Below are 19,630 nucleotides of genomic sequence, written 5' to 3'. Positions count from 1 at the left end.
GCCGGTCTATACTCCTTCAGGCGAAACCACGAGCGGAGGGCCCGACGTGAGCGACCGCCAGGACCTCGATCTCGACGCGATCCGGCAGCGGCTCGAGGCGGAGCGGGACGAGCTGCTGCAGCTCAGCGCCGGGGCGGCCGAGGAACGCCGCCCGGTCGAGCTGGACCAGCAGAGCGTCGGCCGGCTGTCGCGCATGGACGCCCTGCAGGTCCAGGCCATGGCCCAGGCGGTGGAGGGACGCCGCCGCGGCCGGCTCCAAGCCATCGAGGCCGCGCTCAAGCGCCTCGAGAGCGACGACTTCGGCTACTGCAGCGACTGCGGCGAGGACATCCCGGCCAAGCGGCTGGAGATCGATCCGGCGACCATGCGCTGCGTCGACTGCGCCGGCTGACGGCGGGACCGCTGGCATGGACCTGGGCGCCCTGACCGTCTTCCTGACCGACGCCCTGCTGGTCCTGACCGGGCTCTTCGTCCTCGCGGTCGGGGTCCTGGTCCTGACGCTTGCTGCGCTCTATGTGGTCGACGTCACCCAGACCCGCCACGCGATCCGCCGCAACTACCCGGTGATCGGCCGCCTGCGCTATCTCTTCGAGCACCTGGGCACCTTCTTCCGGCAGTACTTCTTCGCCATGGACCGGGAGGAGCTGCCCTTCAACCGTGAACAGCGCAGCTGGGTCTACCGGGCGGCAAAGGACCTCGACACCACGGTGCCCTTCGGCTCGACCCGGGACCTGCGTCCGGCGGGCACCGTGCTCTTCGTCAACAGCGCCTTCCCGACCCTCGACCGGGACTCGGTGCCGGCGCAGCCGATCACCCTCGGCCCGGACTGCCCGCAGCCCTACACCACGGCGAGCTTCTTCAACGTCTCGGCGATGAGCTTCGGCGCCATCTCCAAGCCGGCGGTGCGCGCCCTCTCTAAAGGCGCGGCCGCGGCCGGCTGCTGGCTGAACACCGGCGAGGGCGGCCTGACCGAATGGCACCTGGAGGGCGGCGCCGACATCGTGTTCCAGATCGGCACCGCCAAGTACGGCGTCTGCGGGGAGGCCGGCGTGCTCGACGAGGAGCGGCTGGCCCGGATCGCGGCCGAGGACCGGGTCCGGATGTTCGAGATCAAGCTCAGCCAGGGCGCCAAGCCGGGCAAGGGCGGCATCCTGCCCGGCGCCAAGGTGACGCCGGAGATCGCCGCGATCCGGGGCATTCCTGCAGGCCGGGACTCGATCAGCCCGAACCGCCACCTCGATACCGAGGACCTCGGCGGCCTGCTCGACCTCGTCGCCCGGGTGCGCCGGGTGACGGGCAAGCCGACCGGGATCAAGACCGTGATCGGCGACGAGGCCTGGATCGAGGACTTCTGCCGCGCGATCGTCGCCCGCGGCGCGGCCGCGGCGCCGGACTTCATCACCGTGGACAGCGCCGACGGCGGCACCGGCGCCGCGCCGGCCAGCCTGATCGACTTCGTCGGCCTGCCGGTCCAGGAAAGCCTGCCGCTGGTCGTCGACACCCTGGACGCCCACGGCCTGCGGCCGCGGGTCAAGGTCGTCGCCTCGGGCAAGCTGATCAACCCGGGCCAGGTCGCCTGGGCGCTCTGCGTCGGCGCCGACTTCGTCGCCTCGGCGCGGGGCTTCATGTTCGCCCTGGGCTGCATCCAGGCCCTGCAGTGCAACAGGAACACCTGCCCGACCGGCGTGACCACCCACGACCCGCACCTGCAGAAGGGGCTGAACCCGGCCGACAAGGCGCAAAGGGTCGCCAACTACGCGCGCAACGTGATGCACGAGGTCGGGGTCATCGCCCATTCCTGCGGCGTCGCCGAGCCGTCCGGCCTGCGCCGCCGGCACTGCCGCGTCGTCCAGGCGGACGGCAGCTCGCGCTCGCTGGACCGTCGCCATTCCGAGACGGATGCGGAGGCGCGGTGGAAGCGCGCCTGAGCGGCTCGGTTTTGGAGGAGCGCGCAACGGAAACAATTGAAACCGCATTCCGGCCCGAGCGACGTGGTCCTGAAACAAACCTGGCGTAACTGACCCGCTTGGACTTGCTTGGAGGCAAAGTGATCGCGGGCTCGGTGTGGCTTGCCAGGCGCCCGGAGGCTCCGGCCGCTTCGCCCCCTTCGAGACTCCAGCCGTTTTCAGCCGGGTAACGTGGGAGACCCCTATGCTCGAACTTCGCCATGTTTTCGTGGTTGCTTTGTTCGCCGTCACGACCTCCGGGTGCCAGGACGCGACGGCGGGCGCGGACGTCCTTCAATACCCGGTGCCGCCGGGTTGGGGCGCGCCGGGATCCGACTACGTCGTCGGCAATAAGGCCGAGGTGCCGGGAGACTATCGCATCGTCGAATGGATCAAGCGGGGAGACACGATCCACGACTGGCGCGAGTTGATCACGACCGAGGATTGGAGGCTCGAGTTCGTCCAAGAGGCCGAGGGCACGGTCGCCGAGTACGTCGCGAAGCAGCAGCGAGCGGAAGAGGACCTTTGCCCGGAGCGGACTCGCTGGGTGGTCATCAGGAAGGCGGAGGGCGACATCCTGTATGAGGCATGGTTCACGCCCTGCCCGGCGCTGTCGGCGCGCTACCGGAGCCAAGGCAAGCACGCCTTGGCGAAGCTCGCCGAAACGCCCTACTACGAGATCGCGCGCATCTTCGAGGGCAGGTCTAACCGGTTTCGACTGGCCTATGCGGCCAAGGGCCAGGGTGTCAGCGATATAGAGCGAAGCCGTTGGCTTGGCTGGCTGGCCGAAGCAGGGATCGCCCCACGCTAGTCTGCAGTGACTTCGCGGGGACAAGCTCCATCGCCGGTCCGTCCGCGAAGACCGCGTTGGTCCTGCAGAACCGCGGCGTCGGTCTCACGCCAGGACCACCCGGTAGCCGATCCTGGGGAAGTGGACGCAGAGCCGGCCGGCGCGCGGGTCCTCGCGCAGGATCGCGATGCGCTCCGGGTCGACCAGCCGGACGACGCCCGTGACCTCCGGATCGCCGCCGTCGCCGTCGGGACGGACCCGGACCGTCTGGCCCGGGGCCAGGCCCTGGGGGTCGAGCGGATCCTCGGTCTCCGGGGTCTGCGGTTCGGCGGCGCGGGCGATGTCGAGGGCCTCGGCACCCGAAATGTCGGTCGGGCGGCCATGGCCGATCGCCGCGACCCGCTGCTCCCAGGCCTCCAGGGCCGGGAACTGCGACAGGAAGGCCGGGCCCTCGATCCAGCGGCCGCGCAGGAACCAGACCAGATGATAGGCCAGGGCGTCGGGCAGGCCGGGCCGCTCGCCCAGGATGAAGCGCCGCCCGGTCTCCAGGCGCTGCTCGATCCAGCCGAGCTGGCCGCGGATCTGGGCGACGATCTGCGGCAGGTCGGCCTGGATCTCCTTCAGGTCGTGATCGGGGCCGAGGTAGAGCCGGCCGCGGTCGCGGGCGAAGTCCGCCGGCAGGTTATCGGCGGCGGCGCCCAGGACCAGGCTCACCGCCTGGTCGAAGAGCGTGCCGTCGATCCAGCGGCCGACGCCCCAGACCATGCCGGCGGCCCCGCCGGGGCAGAAGCTCGGCTCCGGGAAGCGGCGCTCCAGCTCGCGCAGGATGCACTGGCTGTCGCAGTAGACCTCGGCGCCGATCTGCATCACCGGGGTGCGCCGGTAGCCGCCGGTCAGCGGCATGAGGTCCGGCTTCGGCGGCAGCCGCGGGATCTCGACCGAGAGCCAGTCCAGGCCTTTGATCCCCAGGCCGACCCGCACCTTCTCCGAGACCGGCGACTGCGGGTAGTGATGCAGAATGACGTCGCTCATGCTTCGCTCGCGTTTTCTCTGACCAGGGGGCCAGCCTAGCGGCGAAGTCCGGCCGGGCAAGCCTTGCTTTGAGGGTTCGAGGTAGGAACGCCGTCAGACTTGCCGAGGCCTTCCCCTCACCCTCCCACCGCTCTGCGGCGGGCCCCTCCCTCTCCCCGCGGGAGAGGGATGTGGAGGCTTGGCGAGGCGAGCCGCCGAGCCTTAGCCGGAGCTGGGTGAGGGGCGATGCCATGTCCTTCGGGTCGCTTCTGGTGAAGCTGTCAGACCTGGTTAAGCCCAAGTTCCTTCTGCTTCTTCTTCGAGAGACCGAGGGAGACGATGCGGTGGGATTCCCGCAGGTACGCCTTGAGGTCGTCGTCGGAGAGCCCGGGCTTCTCGTAGTGCTGGATCCACTTCATGCCGCGTGACGCGAGGTAGGGCGCCGGACGCAGGCCCGGCTGCGCCTGCAGCATCTCGTAGGCGATGTCGGAGACCTTGAAGGTGAAGCGGGCCTCCGTGCCCTCGTGCCAGCCGCCGATGGCGAAGACCTTGCCGCCGACCTTCCAGACGTGGGAGCCGCCCCACTGGACCACGTGGCTGGTCGCGGGCAGGGCGGCGCAGAAGCTGTTGTATTCCTCGTAGGTCACGTCCTCTGCTTAGCAGCTCTGCACCCAGGTGTCAGCCGCGCCCGGTCAGAGATAGGTCCCCGTCAGGGTGAAGAGCTCGCCGCCGAGGCCGAGCTTGAAGCGGGCCACGCCCGGCGCGGTCGGGCTCACGCCGCCGAGGTCGAGCCAGCGGGTCCCGCCCGCCTTCAGCGCCAGCAGGCCTTGCCAGAGCAGAAGGTTGTGGGCCTTGTCGCGCCGGCCCTCCGGGCTGGTCCAGCCGGCGTAGTAGGTGGCGGCCGCGCCGTGGCGGACCAGGACGATGCCGGCCCGCAGCTCGCCGCCGGCCTCGGCGCCGAGGTGCAGGACCTCCCGGCCGCGCCGCCCGGCCTCGGCCAGGGCGGCGATGAAGGCGCCGCTGGGCCCGGCGAAGCGCCGGCCGCGCCGAAAGCGGTCGTAGCGCGCCAGGGACTCGTCCAGCCGGCGGCCGCCGTGGTCGGCCTCGACCTTCAGCCGCTGCCGCTCCGCGGCCTTGAGGGCGTTGCGCCACTTGACGTGCAGCCCCGACCTCAGCGCCGTCTCGCTCTGCGCGAGGTCGAGCCAGAGCGAGCTGTAGCCGGTCACCATGCGGCGGCTGCCGAGGCCCCGCATCAGCGCCGCGCTGGCCGGCGCGTCCGGCAGCTCCGGCAGCCAGAGCAGCGGCGCGCGCCGGCGCAGGCCGAAGCGGCCCTTGATCGCCCGCAGGACCTCGCCTTGCGTGCGGGCATCCAGCCCGGCGTCGAGCCAGACCGGGCCGCGCAGGATGCGCTGCAGGCGGCCGAGCGGTCCGAGGCGCCGCCCGAAGACCTGGACCAGCGCCAGCGCCCGCCCGCCGCGCGAGACCACGGCCCGGGCGACGCTCTGCCCGGCGTAGCGGGCCACCGCCTCGCCGTAGGACCAGGATTGCTCCAGGCTCGACTTGCCGGCGCGCCGCAGCAGGCGCTCCCACGCCGGCCGCGGGCAGGCCTCCCAGGCGATCTCGATCGGAGGAAACGAAGGCGACACGGTCGAGCGGGATCCTTCCAGCCGGACGGTGGGGTCTCTATAACCTTCTGCTTATGGCATCGGTTGCGAAACAGGGCCAGACCCTTCGCAGGCAAAGGATCCCACGCCGCCGCTTCACCGGCTGGGCTCTGCTCTACTTCGCGGTGTTCTTCTGCCTGCCCCTTCTGACCCTCGCCCTTCTCCTCGACCTCGCCCTCTACCTCGTCTTCGACCGCTTCTTCGATGCCTGCTACGGCCTGCTCTGCCTCTTCGGGTGAATCGCAGGCTCAGCGATAGTCCGGGTTGGGATAGTCGAAGCGGCAGCCGGCCTCCCACTTGGAGCGCTGGTTGCCGTGGGCCGGAATGCCGCCCGCGTCCTTGATCATCCGCGCCAGGTGCAGGAGGTTCCAGGTCATGAAGGTGGTGTTGCGGTTGGTGAAGTCGTTCTCCGGGCCGCCCGACCCCGGGTCCAGGTAGGAGGGCCCCGGCCCCGCTTCGCCAAGCCAGCCGGCGTCGGCCTGGGGCGGGATCACGTAGCCCAGGTGCTGCAGGGAATAGAGCACGTTCATGGCGCAGTGCTTGGCGCCGTCCTCGTTGCCGGTGACCAGGCAGCCGCCGACCCGGCCGTAATAGGCGTACTGCCCGGCGTCGTTGAGGATGTGCGAGTTGGCGTAGAGCCGTTCGATGACCTGGGTGCAGACCGAGGACTTCTCGCCCAGCCAGATCGGCGTGGTCAGGACCAGGATGTCGGCGGCCTCGACCTTCTTGTAGATCTCCGGCCAGTCATCCTTGTCCCAGCCGTGCTCGGTCATGTCCGGGTAGACCCCGGCGGCGATGTCGTGGTCGACCGGCCGCAAGGCCTCCACCGCGACGCCGTTCTTTTCCAGGATCGCCCGGGCGATCCGGATCAGGCCGTCGGTGTGGGAGATCTCGGGCGATTTCTTCAGCGTGCAGTTCAGGAACAGGGCCTTGAGGTCGGAGAAATCCCAGGTGCTTTCCGAGCACCACTTTTCCTGCAGTTCATTGAGCATGACGTCTCCTTGGGTGAGGTGTCGGCGATCTCTTTCGCCTGGATTGAGGGTTTCACCGGCCGGCCGCGCCGGACAGCTTGCCGACCCGCGTCGGCATCTCGCTGACCGCCTTGGCTTCAGCGCACTCGCGCTGACGCCGGATGGCGTTCCCGTACCAGCGGGCGGCCGGCGCCGCGGTCAGGCCGTGCGCCAGGATCGAGAGCGCGACCGTGACCACGACCGTGGCCAGGATGGTCTGGGCGCCCGGAGTCTCCGCCTCCTCCAGGACGAAGAGCGCGAAGAGGATCGAGGCCAGCCCGCGCGGTCCGAACCAGGCCAGGAAGCCGACCGTCGGCGCCCGCAGGCCCGCGCCGAGCAGCGAAAGCGCGACGGGGACCATGCGCACCGCGGTCAGGCTGAGGACGGCGTAGAGCAGGACCATCGGGCCGGCGTGACCGATGGCCTCGGGCAAGATGGCGGCGCCGAAGATCAGAAAGGTCAGCAGGGTCAGGAGGTGGCCCTCGGCTTCGGCGAACTCGAAGAGGAAGCCGCAGCGCTCGCGCACTTGGTTGCCGAAGGCCATGCCGGCGACGAAGGCGGCGATGAAGCCGTTGCCGCCGACGATCTCGGCGCCGGCGAAGGCCAAGAGCGCGACGCCCAGGATCGCCGGGCCCTCGTAGCTCTCGGCCATCCAGGCGGCCTTGACCGCGCCGTCGATCAGGCGCGCGGCCGCCCAGCCGACCGCGGCGCCGACCAGGGGGCCGAGCGTGACCTGCAGGCTGCCGAAGACGACCCAGTTGCGATCGCCCTCCGCGGCGTGGGCCAAAGAGGCGAAGCAGGCGAAGAGCAGGACCAGGGGCAGGGCGATTCCGTCGTTGAGGCCGCTCTCGATGTTGAGCGCCTGGCGGATGCGTGCCGGCACCAGCGGGCTCGCCACCACCGATTGGCCCAGGGCGGCGTCGGTCGGTGCCAGGATCGCCGCCAGCAGGGCGGCCTCCCAGAGCCCGAGGCCGAGCGGCAGGGCGAGGCCCAGCAGGGTCCCCGCGGCGATGATCAGGGGCATGCCGATCAGCAGCATGCGGACCGGCAGGTCGTGGTCGCGGCGAACCACGCGCAGGTCGATCCGGGCCGCGTCGGAGAACAAGACCAGGACCAGCGTGACCTCGGCGAGCCCGTGAATGAAGCCGTGGCCGAACTCCAGGTCCGCGATGTCCAAGGCCGCACCGCCGATCAGCAGGCCGAAGGCGGCGAAGAGCATTGGTCCGGTCAAGGGCGAGGATTCGAGCCGGCGCGAGACCAGGCCGAAGAGGACCACGCCGGCGGCGATGACCGCAAACGCCTGGATGTCCATCTCGCTCCAGCCTCCCTGAGCCGGTGCCCGCGCGCTGGGGACTGCGACCCCTTCCTAGACGCAGCCTGCGGCCGCGAGGTTACACCAAAACGATGCCACCCACGGCCTCGGCGGTCTTTCTTCGCCTTTTGCCCGGGGAATGCCCTAGACTGCCGGGCGCCGGACCCGGCAGAGGCAGCGAGGGCGCGGTGAAGAGGCGAGGACAGGACGTCGTCACGGAGGAGACCGCCGCCGCGTCCGGGCGCGCGCCCGACACCGGAGCCCTGGTCGCCGCGCTCAAGCGGGGCGAGACGGTCGCCTTCGAGACCCTGGTCCGCCACTACGCGCCGCGGCTCTATCCGGTCGCGCGGCGCTTCACCGGCAACCACCAGGATGCGCAGGATTGCCTGCAGGAGGCCTTTCTCCAGGTCCATCGCAAAATCGACCAGTTCGAAGGGCGCTCGGCCCTGGGCACCTGGCTGCACCGGATCGTGATCAACGCAGCCCTTTCGGCGATCCGGGCCCGGCGCGACGACGAGGACTCCCTGGATGCCCTGCAGCCGAAGTTCGACCGCTTCGACCTCCTGATCGGCCCGACCGGCGCGCCGCCAGCCTCGGCCGAGGACCTGCTCCAGAAGGAGAGCACCCGCAGGGCGGTGCGCCGGGCCATCGATCAACTCCCCGCGAGCTACCGCAGCGTGCTGCTGCTGCGCGACATCGAAGGCTATGATACCCGGGAGACGGCGGCGCTCCTGGGCATCGGCGTCTCCGCGGCCAAGGTCCGGCTGCACCGCGCCCGCATGGCGCTCAAGGCCCTGCTCGAGCCGCTCTTCCGCGAGGACGGGCTATGAAGAAGCTGATGATCGCGATGGCGTCCTGGATGCTCGGCGGCCGCGGGCCGATGGGCCCGGCCAAGCGCTGGCTGGCCTCGATCTTCCTGCGGCATTTCCCCGGGCAGATCACCTGCGCCGAGTTTGAAGCCTTCATCCTCGACTACCACGAGGGCGCACTCTCCGCGCGGCAGCGCCGGGTCTTCGAGTATCATTTCACGATCTGCCCGAGCTGCCGGGTCCAGTTCACCGCCTACCTGCGCACCATCGAGCTCGGCCGGACGGTCTTCTCGGCCGGGGCGGAGGCCCTTCCCGAGGAGGTCGAGAAAGAGCTGGTCAACGCCATCCTCGCCGCCCGCTCCGGCTCCTGAGCGCCGGGTCGGAGGGCTTAACCTCTGCGCCGGCGGCGCCGTCCAAGTCCAGCCCACCTGGGTCGGAAACCCACACGGGCCTGGCCATGGGGGTCCTTGACATGTTCGCCGTGGAAGGTCCGGCTCCGGTAGAGACCATGACCGACTCGTTGCCAACCTAGGGCGCGGTTGACTGCGAATGAGCACTACACAGGCATCCTGCCTTGGCGGTGGTTTGCCTTGTTTACCCCGAGAGGCTTTTGCAGCCTCTGGGAGAAATATCCCTTTGAAATTCGCTATGCTATGACTTCCAGGGAGGGCCGGCGCCTGAAGAGCCGGTCTGAGCAACGCGGGCGTGTCGGCAGCGATGTTCGGCGGGAGGGGGATGTGATGGTCAGGAAGACCGTTGTGGGCTTGGGGCTCGGGCTGATGGTGCTCTCCGCCTGCGCCCAGGAGCCGCCCCCGCCGGAGCTCTTGGCGGCCCGCGGGGAAGCCGAGGCTCTTTCTGACAAAGGGCGAGTCGCAGAGGCCATCCTTTTTCTAGAGACGGCTTCGGAGATCAGTGAACGGGAGTTTGGCCCCGATCACCCGGAGCACGCTCGGAGCCTGACTCAGCTAGGTTGGTTCCACGAGAGGCGACAGAACTACGCCGCGGCCGAGCCCCTCTATCGGCGTGCCTTGGCGATACGCGAGGCGGCATTAGGGGCTAAGCACATCGATGTGGCCAGAAGCCTGAACACCCTGGGGCAACTCCATTTCCATCAAGGTCGGTATTTCGAAGCCACGGTCGCCTTGGACCGCGCAAACCTCATCGTCGCCACGACCCGGGGCTTGGTCCCGGAGCACCAGGAGCTGGCACATCGAAGCCTGGGGAAGGCCTACCTTTGGGACCAGAATCCCGCGGCTGCGGCATGGCATCTGGAAGAGGCGCTCGCGATCGAGGAATCGATGCCGGAGCCGGACGATCACAGGATCGCCGAAACACTTCACGACCTGGCGACGGCCTACAGCTTTCTGGGCAAGGGCGAAAAGGCAGAGCCGCTGCACCTACGTTCCCTGAACCTCCGCGAAGGGCTGCGGGGTTCCGAGCATCCGGAGGTGGCCGAGAGCCTGACCGGCCTCGCGATCAACCTCTACGTCACGGAGAAGTACGAGGATGCCGAGACGTTGCTATTGCGGGCGATGGCAATTCGCGAAAAGGCTCTGGGCGCCGAGCACGCGGACGTTGGCCGGACGCGCAGCCATCTCGCCGAGGTCTATTTTCGAAAGAGTGACGTGGCGCGCGCCCTGGCGTTGAATGACGAGGCGCTGCGGATCACGGAAGCCGCTCGGGGACCAAACCACGGCGACACGGTTTCGGTGCTGACGCAGCGGGCCGACTTCTTCGCAAAGCTGCACCGCTTCGTGGAAGCGAGGTCCGTCCTCCGCCGGATTCTGGATACTCAACCCAAAAGGAGCCCCAATGTACTCCGTTGGCAGGCCAAGATGCTGCAGGATTTGGGCGCGACCGCCGACGACAAGGGCGAGACCGCTATTGCGACGTCCTTCTACGAGATGGCCTTGGAGGTCCGACAGAAAGACTTGATCGACGGCACTGTCGAGCAAGCCATCCCGGCCGCCAGGTCTCGTAGCTGTCGCCACCGAGCTGGCGAACCTCTTGGTTCGACGGTGGAGATCGAGCTGGCCCTGGCGGTTCGCGACGAGGCCATCGTCCTCAAGGACTCGGCAGTTGCCAAGACTTTGAATACCTTGGCAGTGCTCTACCGCAATAACTGTGATCTGGCCAAGGCTGAAGAAACCGCCGGGCGCGCTTTGGCGGTCGCAGTGAAGGTCTTCGGCGAGATGCGGCGCGAGACTGGAACCGCAATGCGGACGCTCGCATCGGTCCATGCGGCCAAGGGCGAGCTGGACAAGGCCGAGCCGCTCTACAGAGCGGCGCTGGTCATTCTGGACCGGACCAAGGAGCCTCCTCATGCCCATCTCGCCTTGCGGCTCTCCGAACTCGGGCGGGCCGCCGAGGCGAAAGGGCAAGCCTCTCTCGCCAAATCTTACCATTTGATGGCTCTCCAAGCCCGCGAGCTACAGCAGTGGCGGCTAAAGCATCGGCACGAGCATTCGGATCTCGTCCCCACCCTGCTCAAGCTGGCCGAAGGCCATGTAAGACGCGGAAAACCTGAAAAGGCGGAGCCCTTGTATCGCCATGTCATAGCGGTTTGGGAGGGGACCGGCGGAATCGATCCGACGACTTTTGCGGGGACGCTCGATGCCTACGCCGGACTCCTGCGCCGTCTCGGTCGCGAGGAGGCGGCCAAGCCCTACGAGGAACGAGCCAAGGCGATCCGTGCCGCTCTTCGGCGGGAGAGCTAGGCGGAATCTCCATGCCTCCGGCTACACCTGATCGCCGCTGCGGGGCTTGGCAAGAGCACGGCCCCTGTAACGATTGCCTCGAAGATCCAGCCCTGGTCGAGGTCATGATCGAACCGCTGTTGACCTGAGGGCTGCGAGTTCCGGCTAAGCATCCACATAAGCGATCCCCTGCCCAGCGACGCTACAGCGCCCAGGGCGCGCAGCTTGCCCTCGGGAACGCTTGGCCCCTGTCGGCGCAGATCCCGGGCTCGGGTCTTGGCTGAAGGGCAAGGTGCGCCCTGCTTCATCCTTCTTCGCCCGACACCCGTAGACAAGGGTATGGCTAGGCTTAAAACATCCTTGAAGACTCTCGCCGCGCCGCTCCTGGCCCTGGCACTCCCGGCCTGCTCGCCGCTGGGGCTGGTGAACTCCTTGGTGCCCGAAGACAGCCATCAGGCCGAGACCGGCATCGCCTATGGGCCGGAGGCGCGGCACCGGCTCGACGTCTATCGGCCGCCGGCGGGCGAGGTCTCGAAGGGCACCGTGGTCTTCTTCTACGGCGGCAGCTGGAGGCGGGGCGCGCGGCAGGGCTACCGCTTCGTCGGCGAGGCCTTCGCCAGCCGCGGCTATACCACGGTCATCCCCGACTACCGGCTCTATCCCGAGGTTCGCTTCCCGGGCTTCGTCGAGGACGGCGCCCTGGCCGTGGGCTGGATCCGAAAGAACCTCGACGGCGCTCGGTCGCGGCCCTTGGTCCTGATGGGCCACTCGGCCGGGGCACAGATCGCGGCCCTTCTGGCGCTCGACCCGCGTTACCTGGAAGCGCAGGGTCTTCCGTCCCAAGCCGTCGACGGCTGGGTCGGCCTGGCCGGTCCCTACGTCTTCGACCCGCTGCGGTACCGCCGCATCCGTCCGATCTTCGAGGGCGCGGTCCCGGCCGAGCGGGCGCGGGCAATCAACTTCGCCCGGGGCGATGCGCCGCCGAGCCTGCTGATCCACGGCCTGGACGACACCACGGTGCGGCCCCGGAACTCGGAAGAGCTGGCGGTCCGTCTGACGGACCTCGGCGCAGAGACCCGCTACCAGCCGCTGGATCGGATCGGCCACATCTGGGTCCTGCTCGCCCTCGCAGAGCCCTTCGACGACCACGCGCCGGTCGTGGACTCCACCCTGGCCTTCATCGAGGGGCTTCCGAACCATGGCGCCTGATACGTCAAGCCTGCAAGGGGTGCGGGGACCGGCGGCGCCGGCTCTGACGGTCTTCTACGATGGCGCCTGCCCGCTGTGCCGGCGCGAGATCGCCTTCTATCGCCGCCGCCGCGGCGCGGCCGCCATCCGATGGCTGGACGTCAGCGGGCTGCCCGAGGGCGAGGTCGCGCCCGGGCTGCCGCGCTGCGCCGCGCTCGCTCGCTTTCACGTGCTGCTGCCGGACGGCAGCCGGCTCTCGGGCGGCCCGGCCTTCGCAGCGGTCTGGCGGGCCCTGCCGGCCTTCCGGCCCCTGGGCTGGGCCTTCGGTTTCCGGGAGACGGGCTGGCTCGCCGACCGCGCCTACGACGCCTTCTTGCGGTTGCGTCCGCGGCTCCAACGGCTCCTCGTCCAGGGGGAAGACGACGGCGCCTGCGACCTGCCGGCCTGGCTGCTGGCCGAGCTGCGCTCGGACCACGCGGGCGAGACCGGCGCCGTGTGGATCTACAAGGGCATGGCCGCCGTGACCCGCGATCCCGCCGTTCGGGACTTCGCGGCCCGCCACCTGGCGACCGAGGCCAGTCACCTGCAGGCCCTGAACGAGGTCCTGCCGCCTCGAGCGCGCAGCCGCCTGCTGCCGCTCTGGCGCCTGGCCGGCTGGCTGACCGGCGCCCTGCCGGCGCTCTTCGGGCCGCGGGCGGTCTACCTGACCGTCGACGCGGTCGAGACCTTCGTCGACCGCCACTACGGCGCCCAGATCGACGCCCTGGAAGCCGGCGGCGAACAGCCGGAAATCCTGACCCTGCTGAAGCGCTGCCGCGAGGACGAGCTCGAGCACCGCGACGAGGCCCGGCACCACCACGGCGGCGCGCCGGGGCCCTTTGGCCGGCTTTGGGCCGCCCTGGTCGGCGGCGGCTCTTCAGCGGCGGTCGCCCTGGCGCGGCGGATCTGAGGGCATGGGCGCCCTGGCCGAAGTCCAGAACCGGGCCTGGCTGCCGAGCCGGGCGGAAGGGCTGCGACGGCTCGAAGCCTTTCTGCCGCGCGCCGGCCGCCGCTATGCCGAGACGCGAAACTACGACCAGGGCGCCGGGGCGCACGACAACGTCTCGACCCTTTCGCCCTGGATCCGGCACCGCCTGGTCACCGAGGACGAGGTGATCCGCGCGGTTCTCGGCCGGCACAGCTTCCGCGCGGCGGAGAAGTTCATCCAGGAGGTTTGCTGGCGCACCTACTGGAAAGGCTGGCTGGAGATGCGCCCGGGAATCTGGCACGCCTATCGCGCCGAAGTGGATGCCGGCCTTGCCGCACTGGACGATGATGCCGCGTCGCGCCGCCGCTGGCAGGCGGCGGTCGAAGCGCGGAGCGGCATCGCCTGCTTCGACGCCTGGGCGGGCGAGCTGGTTTCGACCGGCTACCTGCACAACCACGCCCGGATGTGGTTCGCCAGCATCTGGATCTTCACCCTGAAGCTGCCCTGGGCGCTGGGCGCCGACTTCTTTCTCCGTCATCTGCTGGACGGCGATCCGGCGTCCAACACGCTATCCTGGCGCTGGGTTGCCGGCTTGCATACCCGGGGCAAGACCTACCTGGCGCGGCCGGGCAACATCGAAACCTACACGCGAGGCCGCTTCCGCCCGGGTGCCGAGCTTTCCGGCCGCGCGCCGGCCTTGTCAGAGCCGCCTGCCCCTGCGCCGACGCCCCTGCCGTCCGCGGTGAGCCGCGCGCCGGCCGAGCCCTCGGCGCTGCTGATCACGGAAGAGGACCTGCGGATCGAGGACCTGGGCCTGGAAGACGGCCGGGTGCTCGGCATCGCCGGGGCGGTCTGCACGGCGGCGCGCTCACCCTTGGGCGCCGGCACGCTTGCCGCGGATTTTGCCCGCGGCGCGCTGCGGGACGGTCTCGACCGCGCCGGGCGGGGTCTTGGATTGACCCCGTCTGCGCTCACCGAAGGCATTGAGGCAAAGGAACTGGCGGCCTGGGCCCGCGAATTGAGCGTTCGCCAGGTGGTTACCCCCTATGCGCCGGTCGGCCCGGTCCAGGAAAAACTGGACAGGATCGAAGCCGCGCTGCGGCTCGAAGGGATCCAACTCCTGCGCCTGCGCCGGCGCTGGGACGACGCCTTCTGGCCGCATGCGACCAAGGGCTTCTTCGGACTGAAGCGTCAGATCCCGGCCGTCTTCGCGCGACTCGGCCTGAATTAGCGCAGGTCCCGATCGAACGCCTTTGCGTCTGGCCGACAGTGCTGCGCTCAAACACTGGAAACGGCCTTCGCTTCCGATCCGGTACTGCCCGGCGCGGCGTGTTTCTCGCGAGGCCCGTCAGAAGGGAATCCGCTGGCCGTCCCAAGCATAGAGCTGGCCGCTGTCATCCGCCCCAAGCCGATCCAATACGTCCAGCAGGTGCCGCGCCGACTTGGCCGGCGAAAATAGCTTGCCCTCGGGGACGCCGCGCTGGAAGGGCCGGGACAGCGGCGTGTCCACGGTGCCGGGGTGGAGCGCGACGCAGAGCGCGCCCGGATTGCGCCGCGCCAGCTCGATCGAGAGGGTCCGCACCAGCATGTTGGCGGCCGCCTTGGAGGCGCGGTAGGCGTACCAGCCGCCCAGCTGGTTGTCGCTGATGCTGCCGACCCGCGCGGTCACGACCGCGAAGGCCGACTTGCGGCTGCGGTCGAGCCGCGGCAGGAGGTGCTTGGCCAGCAGCGCCGGGCCGACCGCGTTCACCCGGTAGCTGCGCTCCAGGGCCTCGGCCTCCAGGCTTCGCCAGGTCTTTTCAGGCTGCAGGCCCGCGCCGTCGTGGAGCAGGCCGCTGGCGACGATCACCAGGTGCAGCGGCCCGAGCACGGACTCCGCCGCCTCGGCGGCGGTGGCGATGGAGGCTTCGTCCTCCAGGTCCATCTGCTGCCAGGCGGCCTTCGGGTGGCTCAGGCAAGGATCGGCGCGACTGCAGGCGAGCAGACCGCGCAGGGCCGGGTCCTCCAGCAGCGCTTCGACGAAGGCGTGACCCAGACCGCCCGAGGCGCCGACCACCATGGCAGTGTAGCCGTCTCCGAAGGACTTCATCGGACGAGATCTGCGGCCAGCGCGGCCCGCAAGAGACCGATCCAGAGGCCGACCCGCTCCCGGTTCACGCCGAAATCGCTATAGCCGTAGTTCGACCGGCTGTAGATGATCACCGAGCTGCCTTCGGGCAGGACGACGGGCTGGATCCAGACGGTGTCGGGGAAGCGGAAGACCGCGCTGCGCTGGACATAGATCACTTGCTCCGGCTCCGGCACTTCGGCTGCGAGCTCGGTCCTCGGCTGGTCCTCGACGGCCTCTCGCAGCGCCTGCAGCACCGCCTCCGGCGAGGTCCCGAAGACAGGGCTTTGAAAGTCTGTTTCGGCCGTGCAGATCCCGGGCGGGCAAGCGAGGGAGTCGTTCGGGCTGTCCGACCGCCGCAGCTCCCGCAGGTCCTGCGGCTCCGTGTTTGCGGCGCAGCCAGTGAGCAGGCCGACGGCGACCAGGAGTCCCGTGGTGATCGCCGAAGGGCCGCGCCGCCGTGCCATGATGGCTCAGCTGCCGGAGCTGGCCGGATTGCCGATCACCGCGAGGAACTCGCGCCGGGTCATGGCGTCGTCGCGGAAGGCGCCGAGCATGCGGCTTGTCACCATGGTCACCCCGGCCTTGTGCACGCCGCGGGTGGTCATGCACTGGTGGCTGGCCTCGACCACAACGGCGACGCCGCGCGGCTGCAGCACGTCCTCGATGGCCTTGGCGATCTGTGCCGTCATCTTCTCCTGGATCTGAAGACGCTTGGCGTAGGCTTCGACAACCCGTGCGAGCTTGGAGATGCCGACCACCCGATGCTCCGGAAGGTAGCCGACGTGCGCCTTGCCGAGGATCGGCGCCAGGTGGTGCTCGCAGTGACTCTCGAAGGGGATGTCCTTGAGCACGACCATCTCGTCGTAGCCGTCGGTCTCCTCGAAGGTCCGGCGCAGAATATCTTCGGGGTCCTGGCCGTAGCCGCGAAAGAACTCCTCGTAGGCGCGTACGACACGAGCCGGCGTGTCGATCAGGCCCTCGCGGTCCGGGTCGTCGCCCGCCCAGCGCAGCAGGGTGCGGACCGCGGCCTCGGCCTCGGCGCGCTCCGGCCGGCCGGCGGGCGAGAGCGTCTCAGCAGTGTGAACCTGGAGCCGTGTCTGCGCATTCATCGGTAGGACTCTCCTCTCGGTCGGCGGTGCCGACAGCTCGGCAACCTCATGTTTAGGCACGGCTTCTCTACGCGGGAACGCGGCGACCGGATCTTTCACCGCGCCAGAACCCCTTCGACGATCTCCTGCACGGCCAAGGCGTTGCGGAAGCTCGGCATGGTGTTGGGCTCGTCGGCCAGGAAGGCGCGGAAGTTGTCCAGCATGCGCATATAGCCGTCCTGGCGCGGGTTCTCGAGCTCGGTCAGCTCGTCCCGCCAGACGCCGTTCTCGCTGGACTTGAGCCGGTTCCAGTCCCAAAGCCGGTAGGCGCGCGCGCTGCCCCAGACCGTGACCTCGACCTGGTCAGGTCCGGCGCCGCCCGAGCTGCCGGCCGCCGAGACCGGCACCCCGCCGCAGTCCAGGAGGGCGGTGAAGTGGGTCTCGCAGAGCTTGGAGTCCTCCGGATAGCGCAGGGCGGCATCCCTGAGCACGGTGGGCCCGAAAAGCCGCCGGAGCAGGTAGACAAAGTGCGAGAAGACCTCCCGGACGTAGCCGCCCTCGGCGCGCTCGGCCAGCCAGGTCGCATCGGCCTGCCAGTCGCGGGGCCAGCGGGCAAAATGAAGGCGGATGTCGACCCCGGCGACCGCGCCCAGCCGGCCGGCCTTCAGCTCCCGGTCGATCAGGTTGGCCGCCTGGGCGTCGGCGAAGGGGAAGTTGACCGCGTTCCTGGCGCCGGCCGCCTCGACGGCCTCCACCAGGGCGCGGCTCTCGGCGAGGTCGACGCCCAGCGGCTTCTCGCACCAGATCGCCTTGCCCGCGGCCAGGGCCGCCAGGGCGTGTGCCGCGTGCGCCGCCGGCGGGCAGGCGATGTAGACAACCTCGGTCTCGGGCGCCGCGATGAGTACCGCCGGGTCCTCGACCAGTGGCAGGTCGGGGAAGGCCGTCCGGGTCTTGTCCCGGGCCGTGGGGCTCGGGTCCCAGCCGCCGACCAGGGTGAAGCCGCCGTGCACGGTCATGTTGGTCAGCATCCGGTGGCCCATGATGCCGAGGCCGATAAAGGCGATACCAGGTCTCATCGCGTTTCCCCTAGACTTCTGCGACGGGCGCAAGCCGACGATCCTGACCGAATTGCCTCTGGACGCAAGGTCTGCTTTCCTGGCTAACCGAGAAGACTGCATTGGGAAGTTGGAGCCGGTGCGGTCAAGGATCTGCGGGACCAAGCCGGTTTCGACAGGTTCCGCTTCTTTTGGAAGCCGCCTGGACATCGGGCGAACGCAAACGGGGGGTACTATCATGACTCGTTTTGCTTGGTTGCCGCTTGCCGCGATTTCCGCGATTTTGGCGCTCTCGGGGCCCGGGGTCGCACGTGCCGAGACGGCTTCGCTCGAAGGGAAAATCCGGTCCCGGGTCGAGCGGATGGCCGAGCCCGGAGCGCTCTCGATCCAGGACCGCTCGATCGCGGCCGAGCCCCTGCTTACGAAGATCTACACCCAGCGGCAGTTCCGCCCGGCCTGGTCGTCCGAGCGCAACGTTGCGGCCTTGCTCGACAAGATCGACGAGAGCGAGGACCACGGCCTGGACCCGGAGGAATTTCACAGAGCCCGCCTCCTCGCGCTCAAGGATGAGGTCGCGCAGTCCGGGGCGGACGACTCGACCCGCGCCGAGTTCGACATCCTCTCGACCGACGCCTTGGCGCGCCTGGCGTACCACCACTATTTCGGCAAGGTCGATCCGGTCGACCTCGACGGCAAGTGGAACTTTGAACGCCCTCTGGTCGATGGGGACCCCGCCGCGGAGCTGAACGAGATCCTGGACGGCGAGAAGGTCGCCGACTTCATCGAAGGGCTGAAGATCTCCGATTCCTGGTATGACGGCGTGCTCGAGGCTCTGGCACGCTACCGGGCCATCGCCGACAAGGGGGGCTGGCCGGTCGTGCCGGACGGTCCGGCGCTGAAGCCGGGCATGTCGGATCCGCGGGTGCCCGTGCTGCGGACCCGGCTCGCCGCGACCGGCGACTTTCAGGGCGTCGATACCGGGTCAGAGCTCTACAATGGCGATCTGGAGCAGGCCGTCCGCCGCTTTCAGGCGCGCCACGGTCTGGAGGACGACGGTGTCGTCGGCAAGACCTCGCTCGAGGTCCTCAACGTCCCGGTGGAAGGGCGGATCGACCAGATCCGCGTCAACTTGGAACGGGGGCGCTGGGTGCTGCGCGGGATCGGCGAGACCTTCGTCATCGTCAACATCGCCGGCTTCGAGACCTATATGGTCCGCGACGGCAAGGAGATCTGGTCCACCAAGTCGATCGTCGGCCGGAACTACCGTAAGACTCCGGTCTTTCAGGACAAGATTCGCTTCATCGAGTTCAATCCGACCTGGACGGTGCCGCCGGGTATCCTTGGCAAGGACATCCTTCCGAAGGCGCGCAAGGATCCCTCCTACATCTACGAGAAGGGGTTCACCCTGGTCGACGGCAACGGGAAGCAGGTCGACCCTAAGTCGATAGATTGGTCGAAGTCCAAGGCGGGCAACTTCCCTTATTCCCTGGTCCAGCCGCCGGGGCCGGAGAACGCCTTGGGCCTCGTGAAGTTCATGTTCCCGAATCGCTATCTCGTCTACCTCCACGACACGCCCAGCCGCGGCCTTTTTGCCAAGTCGGAGCGGGCCCTGAGCTCGGGCTGCGTGCGCATCGAGAACCCCTTCGATTTCGCCGAGCTCCTGCTTGCCGACCAGCCCGAATGGACGCGCCAGAAGATCGACGAGATCGTCGCGTCGAGCCAAACCACGAGGGTGAACCTCAAAACGCCCCTGCCGGTGCTCTTGCTCTATTGGACTGTCTGGGTCGAACCTGACGGCCAGGTCAGCTTCCGGCGCGACATCTACGAGCGGGACAGCCGCGTCCTCGCCGCTCTGAAGGACAAGTTCCGGCCGAAGCCGATCATCAAGGAGTGAAGAGCGCGGCCCTATCGCCAGCCGAGACTTCGGCCTGCTTCAGAAGACGGGGTCATGAGTCCGCTGCCACTCCCTTGCGGTTTGGCGTGC

At 68.9% G+C, this 19,630-nt stretch carries 20 protein-coding genes; 11 read left to right on the top strand and 9 right to left on the bottom strand.

The window, feature by feature from the left end:
* Positions 1-46: 46 nt before the first annotated feature.
* From QNJ30_10970 to QNJ30_10960, 3 genes are all read left to right on the top strand, one after another.
* Complete coding sequence (locus tag QNJ30_10970) at positions 47-391, top strand: TraR/DksA family transcriptional regulator (protein MDJ0943981.1); 345 nt, start codon at positions 47-49, stop codon at positions 389-391.
* Between the two features lie 16 nt (positions 392-407).
* Positions 408-1,928: an FMN-binding glutamate synthase family protein gene (locus QNJ30_10965; GenBank protein ID MDJ0943980.1), complete on the top strand. Its 1,521-nt coding sequence runs from the start codon at positions 408-410 to the stop codon at positions 1,926-1,928.
* Between the two features lie 223 nt (positions 1,929-2,151).
* On the top strand, positions 2,152-2,757 hold the full coding sequence (locus QNJ30_10960; GenBank protein MDJ0943979.1) for a hypothetical protein: 606 nt from the start codon (positions 2,152-2,154) through the stop codon (positions 2,755-2,757).
* An 84-nt stretch (positions 2,758-2,841) separates the two neighbouring features.
* Here the strand turns inward: QNJ30_10960 and QNJ30_10955 are convergent, their stop codons facing one another.
* The 3 genes from QNJ30_10955 to QNJ30_10945 all read right to left on the bottom strand — a co-directional run bounded on the left by QNJ30_10955 (position 2,842) and on the right by QNJ30_10945 (position 5,393).
* Complete coding sequence (locus tag QNJ30_10955) at positions 2,842-3,768, bottom strand: glutathione S-transferase family protein (protein MDJ0943978.1); 927 nt, start codon at positions 3,766-3,768, stop codon at positions 2,842-2,844.
* A 260-nt stretch (positions 3,769-4,028) separates the two neighbouring features.
* On the bottom strand, positions 4,029-4,394 hold the full coding sequence (locus QNJ30_10950; GenBank protein MDJ0943977.1) for an MmcQ/YjbR family DNA-binding protein: 366 nt from the start codon (positions 4,392-4,394) through the stop codon (positions 4,029-4,031).
* 45 nt (positions 4,395-4,439) lie between these two features.
* Positions 4,440-5,393, bottom strand: coding sequence for a GNAT family N-acetyltransferase (locus QNJ30_10945; protein ID MDJ0943976.1), 954 nt, complete (start codon positions 5,391-5,393; stop codon positions 4,440-4,442).
* Between the two features lie 53 nt (positions 5,394-5,446).
* On the opposite strand from QNJ30_10945, the gene QNJ30_10940 reads away from it, so the two are divergent.
* Positions 5,447-5,650: a hypothetical protein gene (locus QNJ30_10940; protein ID MDJ0943975.1), complete on the top strand. Its 204-nt coding sequence runs from the start codon at positions 5,447-5,449 to the stop codon at positions 5,648-5,650.
* A gap of 9 nt (positions 5,651-5,659) precedes the next feature.
* Here the strand turns inward: QNJ30_10940 and QNJ30_10935 are convergent, their stop codons facing one another.
* Entirely contained in the window at positions 5,660-6,403 is a 744-nt protein-coding gene (locus QNJ30_10935; GenBank protein ID MDJ0943974.1) for a flavodoxin family protein, read from the bottom strand.
* Positions 6,404-6,455: 52 nt separating this feature from the next.
* Positions 6,456-7,733, bottom strand: a complete 1,278-nt coding sequence (locus QNJ30_10930; GenBank protein ID MDJ0943973.1) for a cation:proton antiporter — start codon at positions 7,731-7,733, stop codon at positions 6,456-6,458.
* Positions 7,734-7,921: 188 nt separating this feature from the next.
* On the opposite strand from QNJ30_10930, the gene QNJ30_10925 reads away from it, so the two are divergent.
* The 6 genes from QNJ30_10925 to QNJ30_10900 all read left to right on the top strand — a co-directional run bounded on the left by QNJ30_10925 (position 7,922) and on the right by QNJ30_10900 (position 14,624).
* On the top strand, positions 7,922-8,563 hold the full coding sequence (locus QNJ30_10925; protein ID MDJ0943972.1) for a sigma-70 family RNA polymerase sigma factor: 642 nt from the start codon (positions 7,922-7,924) through the stop codon (positions 8,561-8,563).
* Entirely contained in the window at positions 8,560-8,913 is a 354-nt protein-coding gene (locus QNJ30_10920) for a zf-HC2 domain-containing protein (protein ID MDJ0943971.1), read from the top strand. Before QNJ30_10925 ends, QNJ30_10920 begins: the two co-directional genes overlap by 4 nt.
* 369 nt (positions 8,914-9,282) lie before the next feature.
* Complete coding sequence (locus QNJ30_10915) at positions 9,283-11,259, top strand: tetratricopeptide repeat protein (protein ID MDJ0943970.1); 1,977 nt, start codon at positions 9,283-9,285, stop codon at positions 11,257-11,259.
* Positions 11,260-11,598: 339 nt separating this feature from the next.
* On the top strand, positions 11,599-12,447 hold the full coding sequence (locus QNJ30_10910; protein ID MDJ0943969.1) for an alpha/beta hydrolase: 849 nt from the start codon (positions 11,599-11,601) through the stop codon (positions 12,445-12,447).
* The gene (locus QNJ30_10905) at positions 12,437-13,375 is read left to right on the top strand and encodes a demethoxyubiquinone hydroxylase family protein (GenBank protein MDJ0943968.1); all 939 of its coding nucleotides are present in this window, start codon (positions 12,437-12,439) and stop codon (positions 13,373-13,375) included. Before QNJ30_10910 ends, QNJ30_10905 begins: the two co-directional genes overlap by 11 nt.
* A 4-nt stretch (positions 13,376-13,379) precedes the next feature.
* Positions 13,380-14,624: an FAD-binding domain-containing protein gene (locus tag QNJ30_10900; GenBank protein MDJ0943967.1), complete on the top strand. Its 1,245-nt coding sequence runs from the start codon at positions 13,380-13,382 to the stop codon at positions 14,622-14,624.
* A gap of 117 nt (positions 14,625-14,741) precedes the next feature.
* Here QNJ30_10900 and QNJ30_10895 read toward each other — a convergent pair whose 3' ends face one another.
* The 4 genes from QNJ30_10895 to QNJ30_10880 all read right to left on the bottom strand — a co-directional run bounded on the left by QNJ30_10895 (position 14,742) and on the right by QNJ30_10880 (position 17,667).
* Complete coding sequence (locus tag QNJ30_10895; protein ID MDJ0943966.1) at positions 14,742-15,482, bottom strand: SDR family NAD(P)-dependent oxidoreductase; 741 nt, start codon at positions 15,480-15,482, stop codon at positions 14,742-14,744.
* Complete coding sequence (locus QNJ30_10890; GenBank protein ID MDJ0943965.1) at positions 15,479-15,967, bottom strand: DUF1499 domain-containing protein; 489 nt, start codon at positions 15,965-15,967, stop codon at positions 15,479-15,481. Before QNJ30_10890 ends, QNJ30_10895 begins: the two co-directional genes overlap by 4 nt.
* A gap of 6 nt (positions 15,968-15,973) precedes the next feature.
* A complete protein-coding gene (folE, locus tag QNJ30_10885; GenBank protein ID MDJ0943964.1) occupies positions 15,974-16,612 on the bottom strand; it encodes a GTP cyclohydrolase I FolE in 639 nt (212 codons plus the stop codon).
* A gap of 95 nt (positions 16,613-16,707) precedes the next feature.
* Positions 16,708-17,667, bottom strand: coding sequence for a Gfo/Idh/MocA family oxidoreductase (locus QNJ30_10880; protein ID MDJ0943963.1), 960 nt, complete (start codon positions 17,665-17,667; stop codon positions 16,708-16,710).
* Between the two features lie 217 nt (positions 17,668-17,884).
* Here QNJ30_10880 and QNJ30_10875 point away from each other — a divergent pair, with 217 nt between their 5' ends.
* A complete protein-coding gene (locus tag QNJ30_10875; protein MDJ0943962.1) occupies positions 17,885-19,540 on the top strand; it encodes a L,D-transpeptidase family protein in 1,656 nt (551 codons plus the stop codon).
* The last annotated feature ends 90 nt before the right edge of the window (positions 19,541-19,630 follow it).

Source organism: Kiloniellales bacterium (genome assembly GCA_030066685.1).
GTDB lineage: Bacteria > Pseudomonadota > Alphaproteobacteria > Kiloniellales > JAKSBE01 > JAKSBE01.
This window is presented reverse-complemented; position numbering and strand designations above follow the sequence as displayed.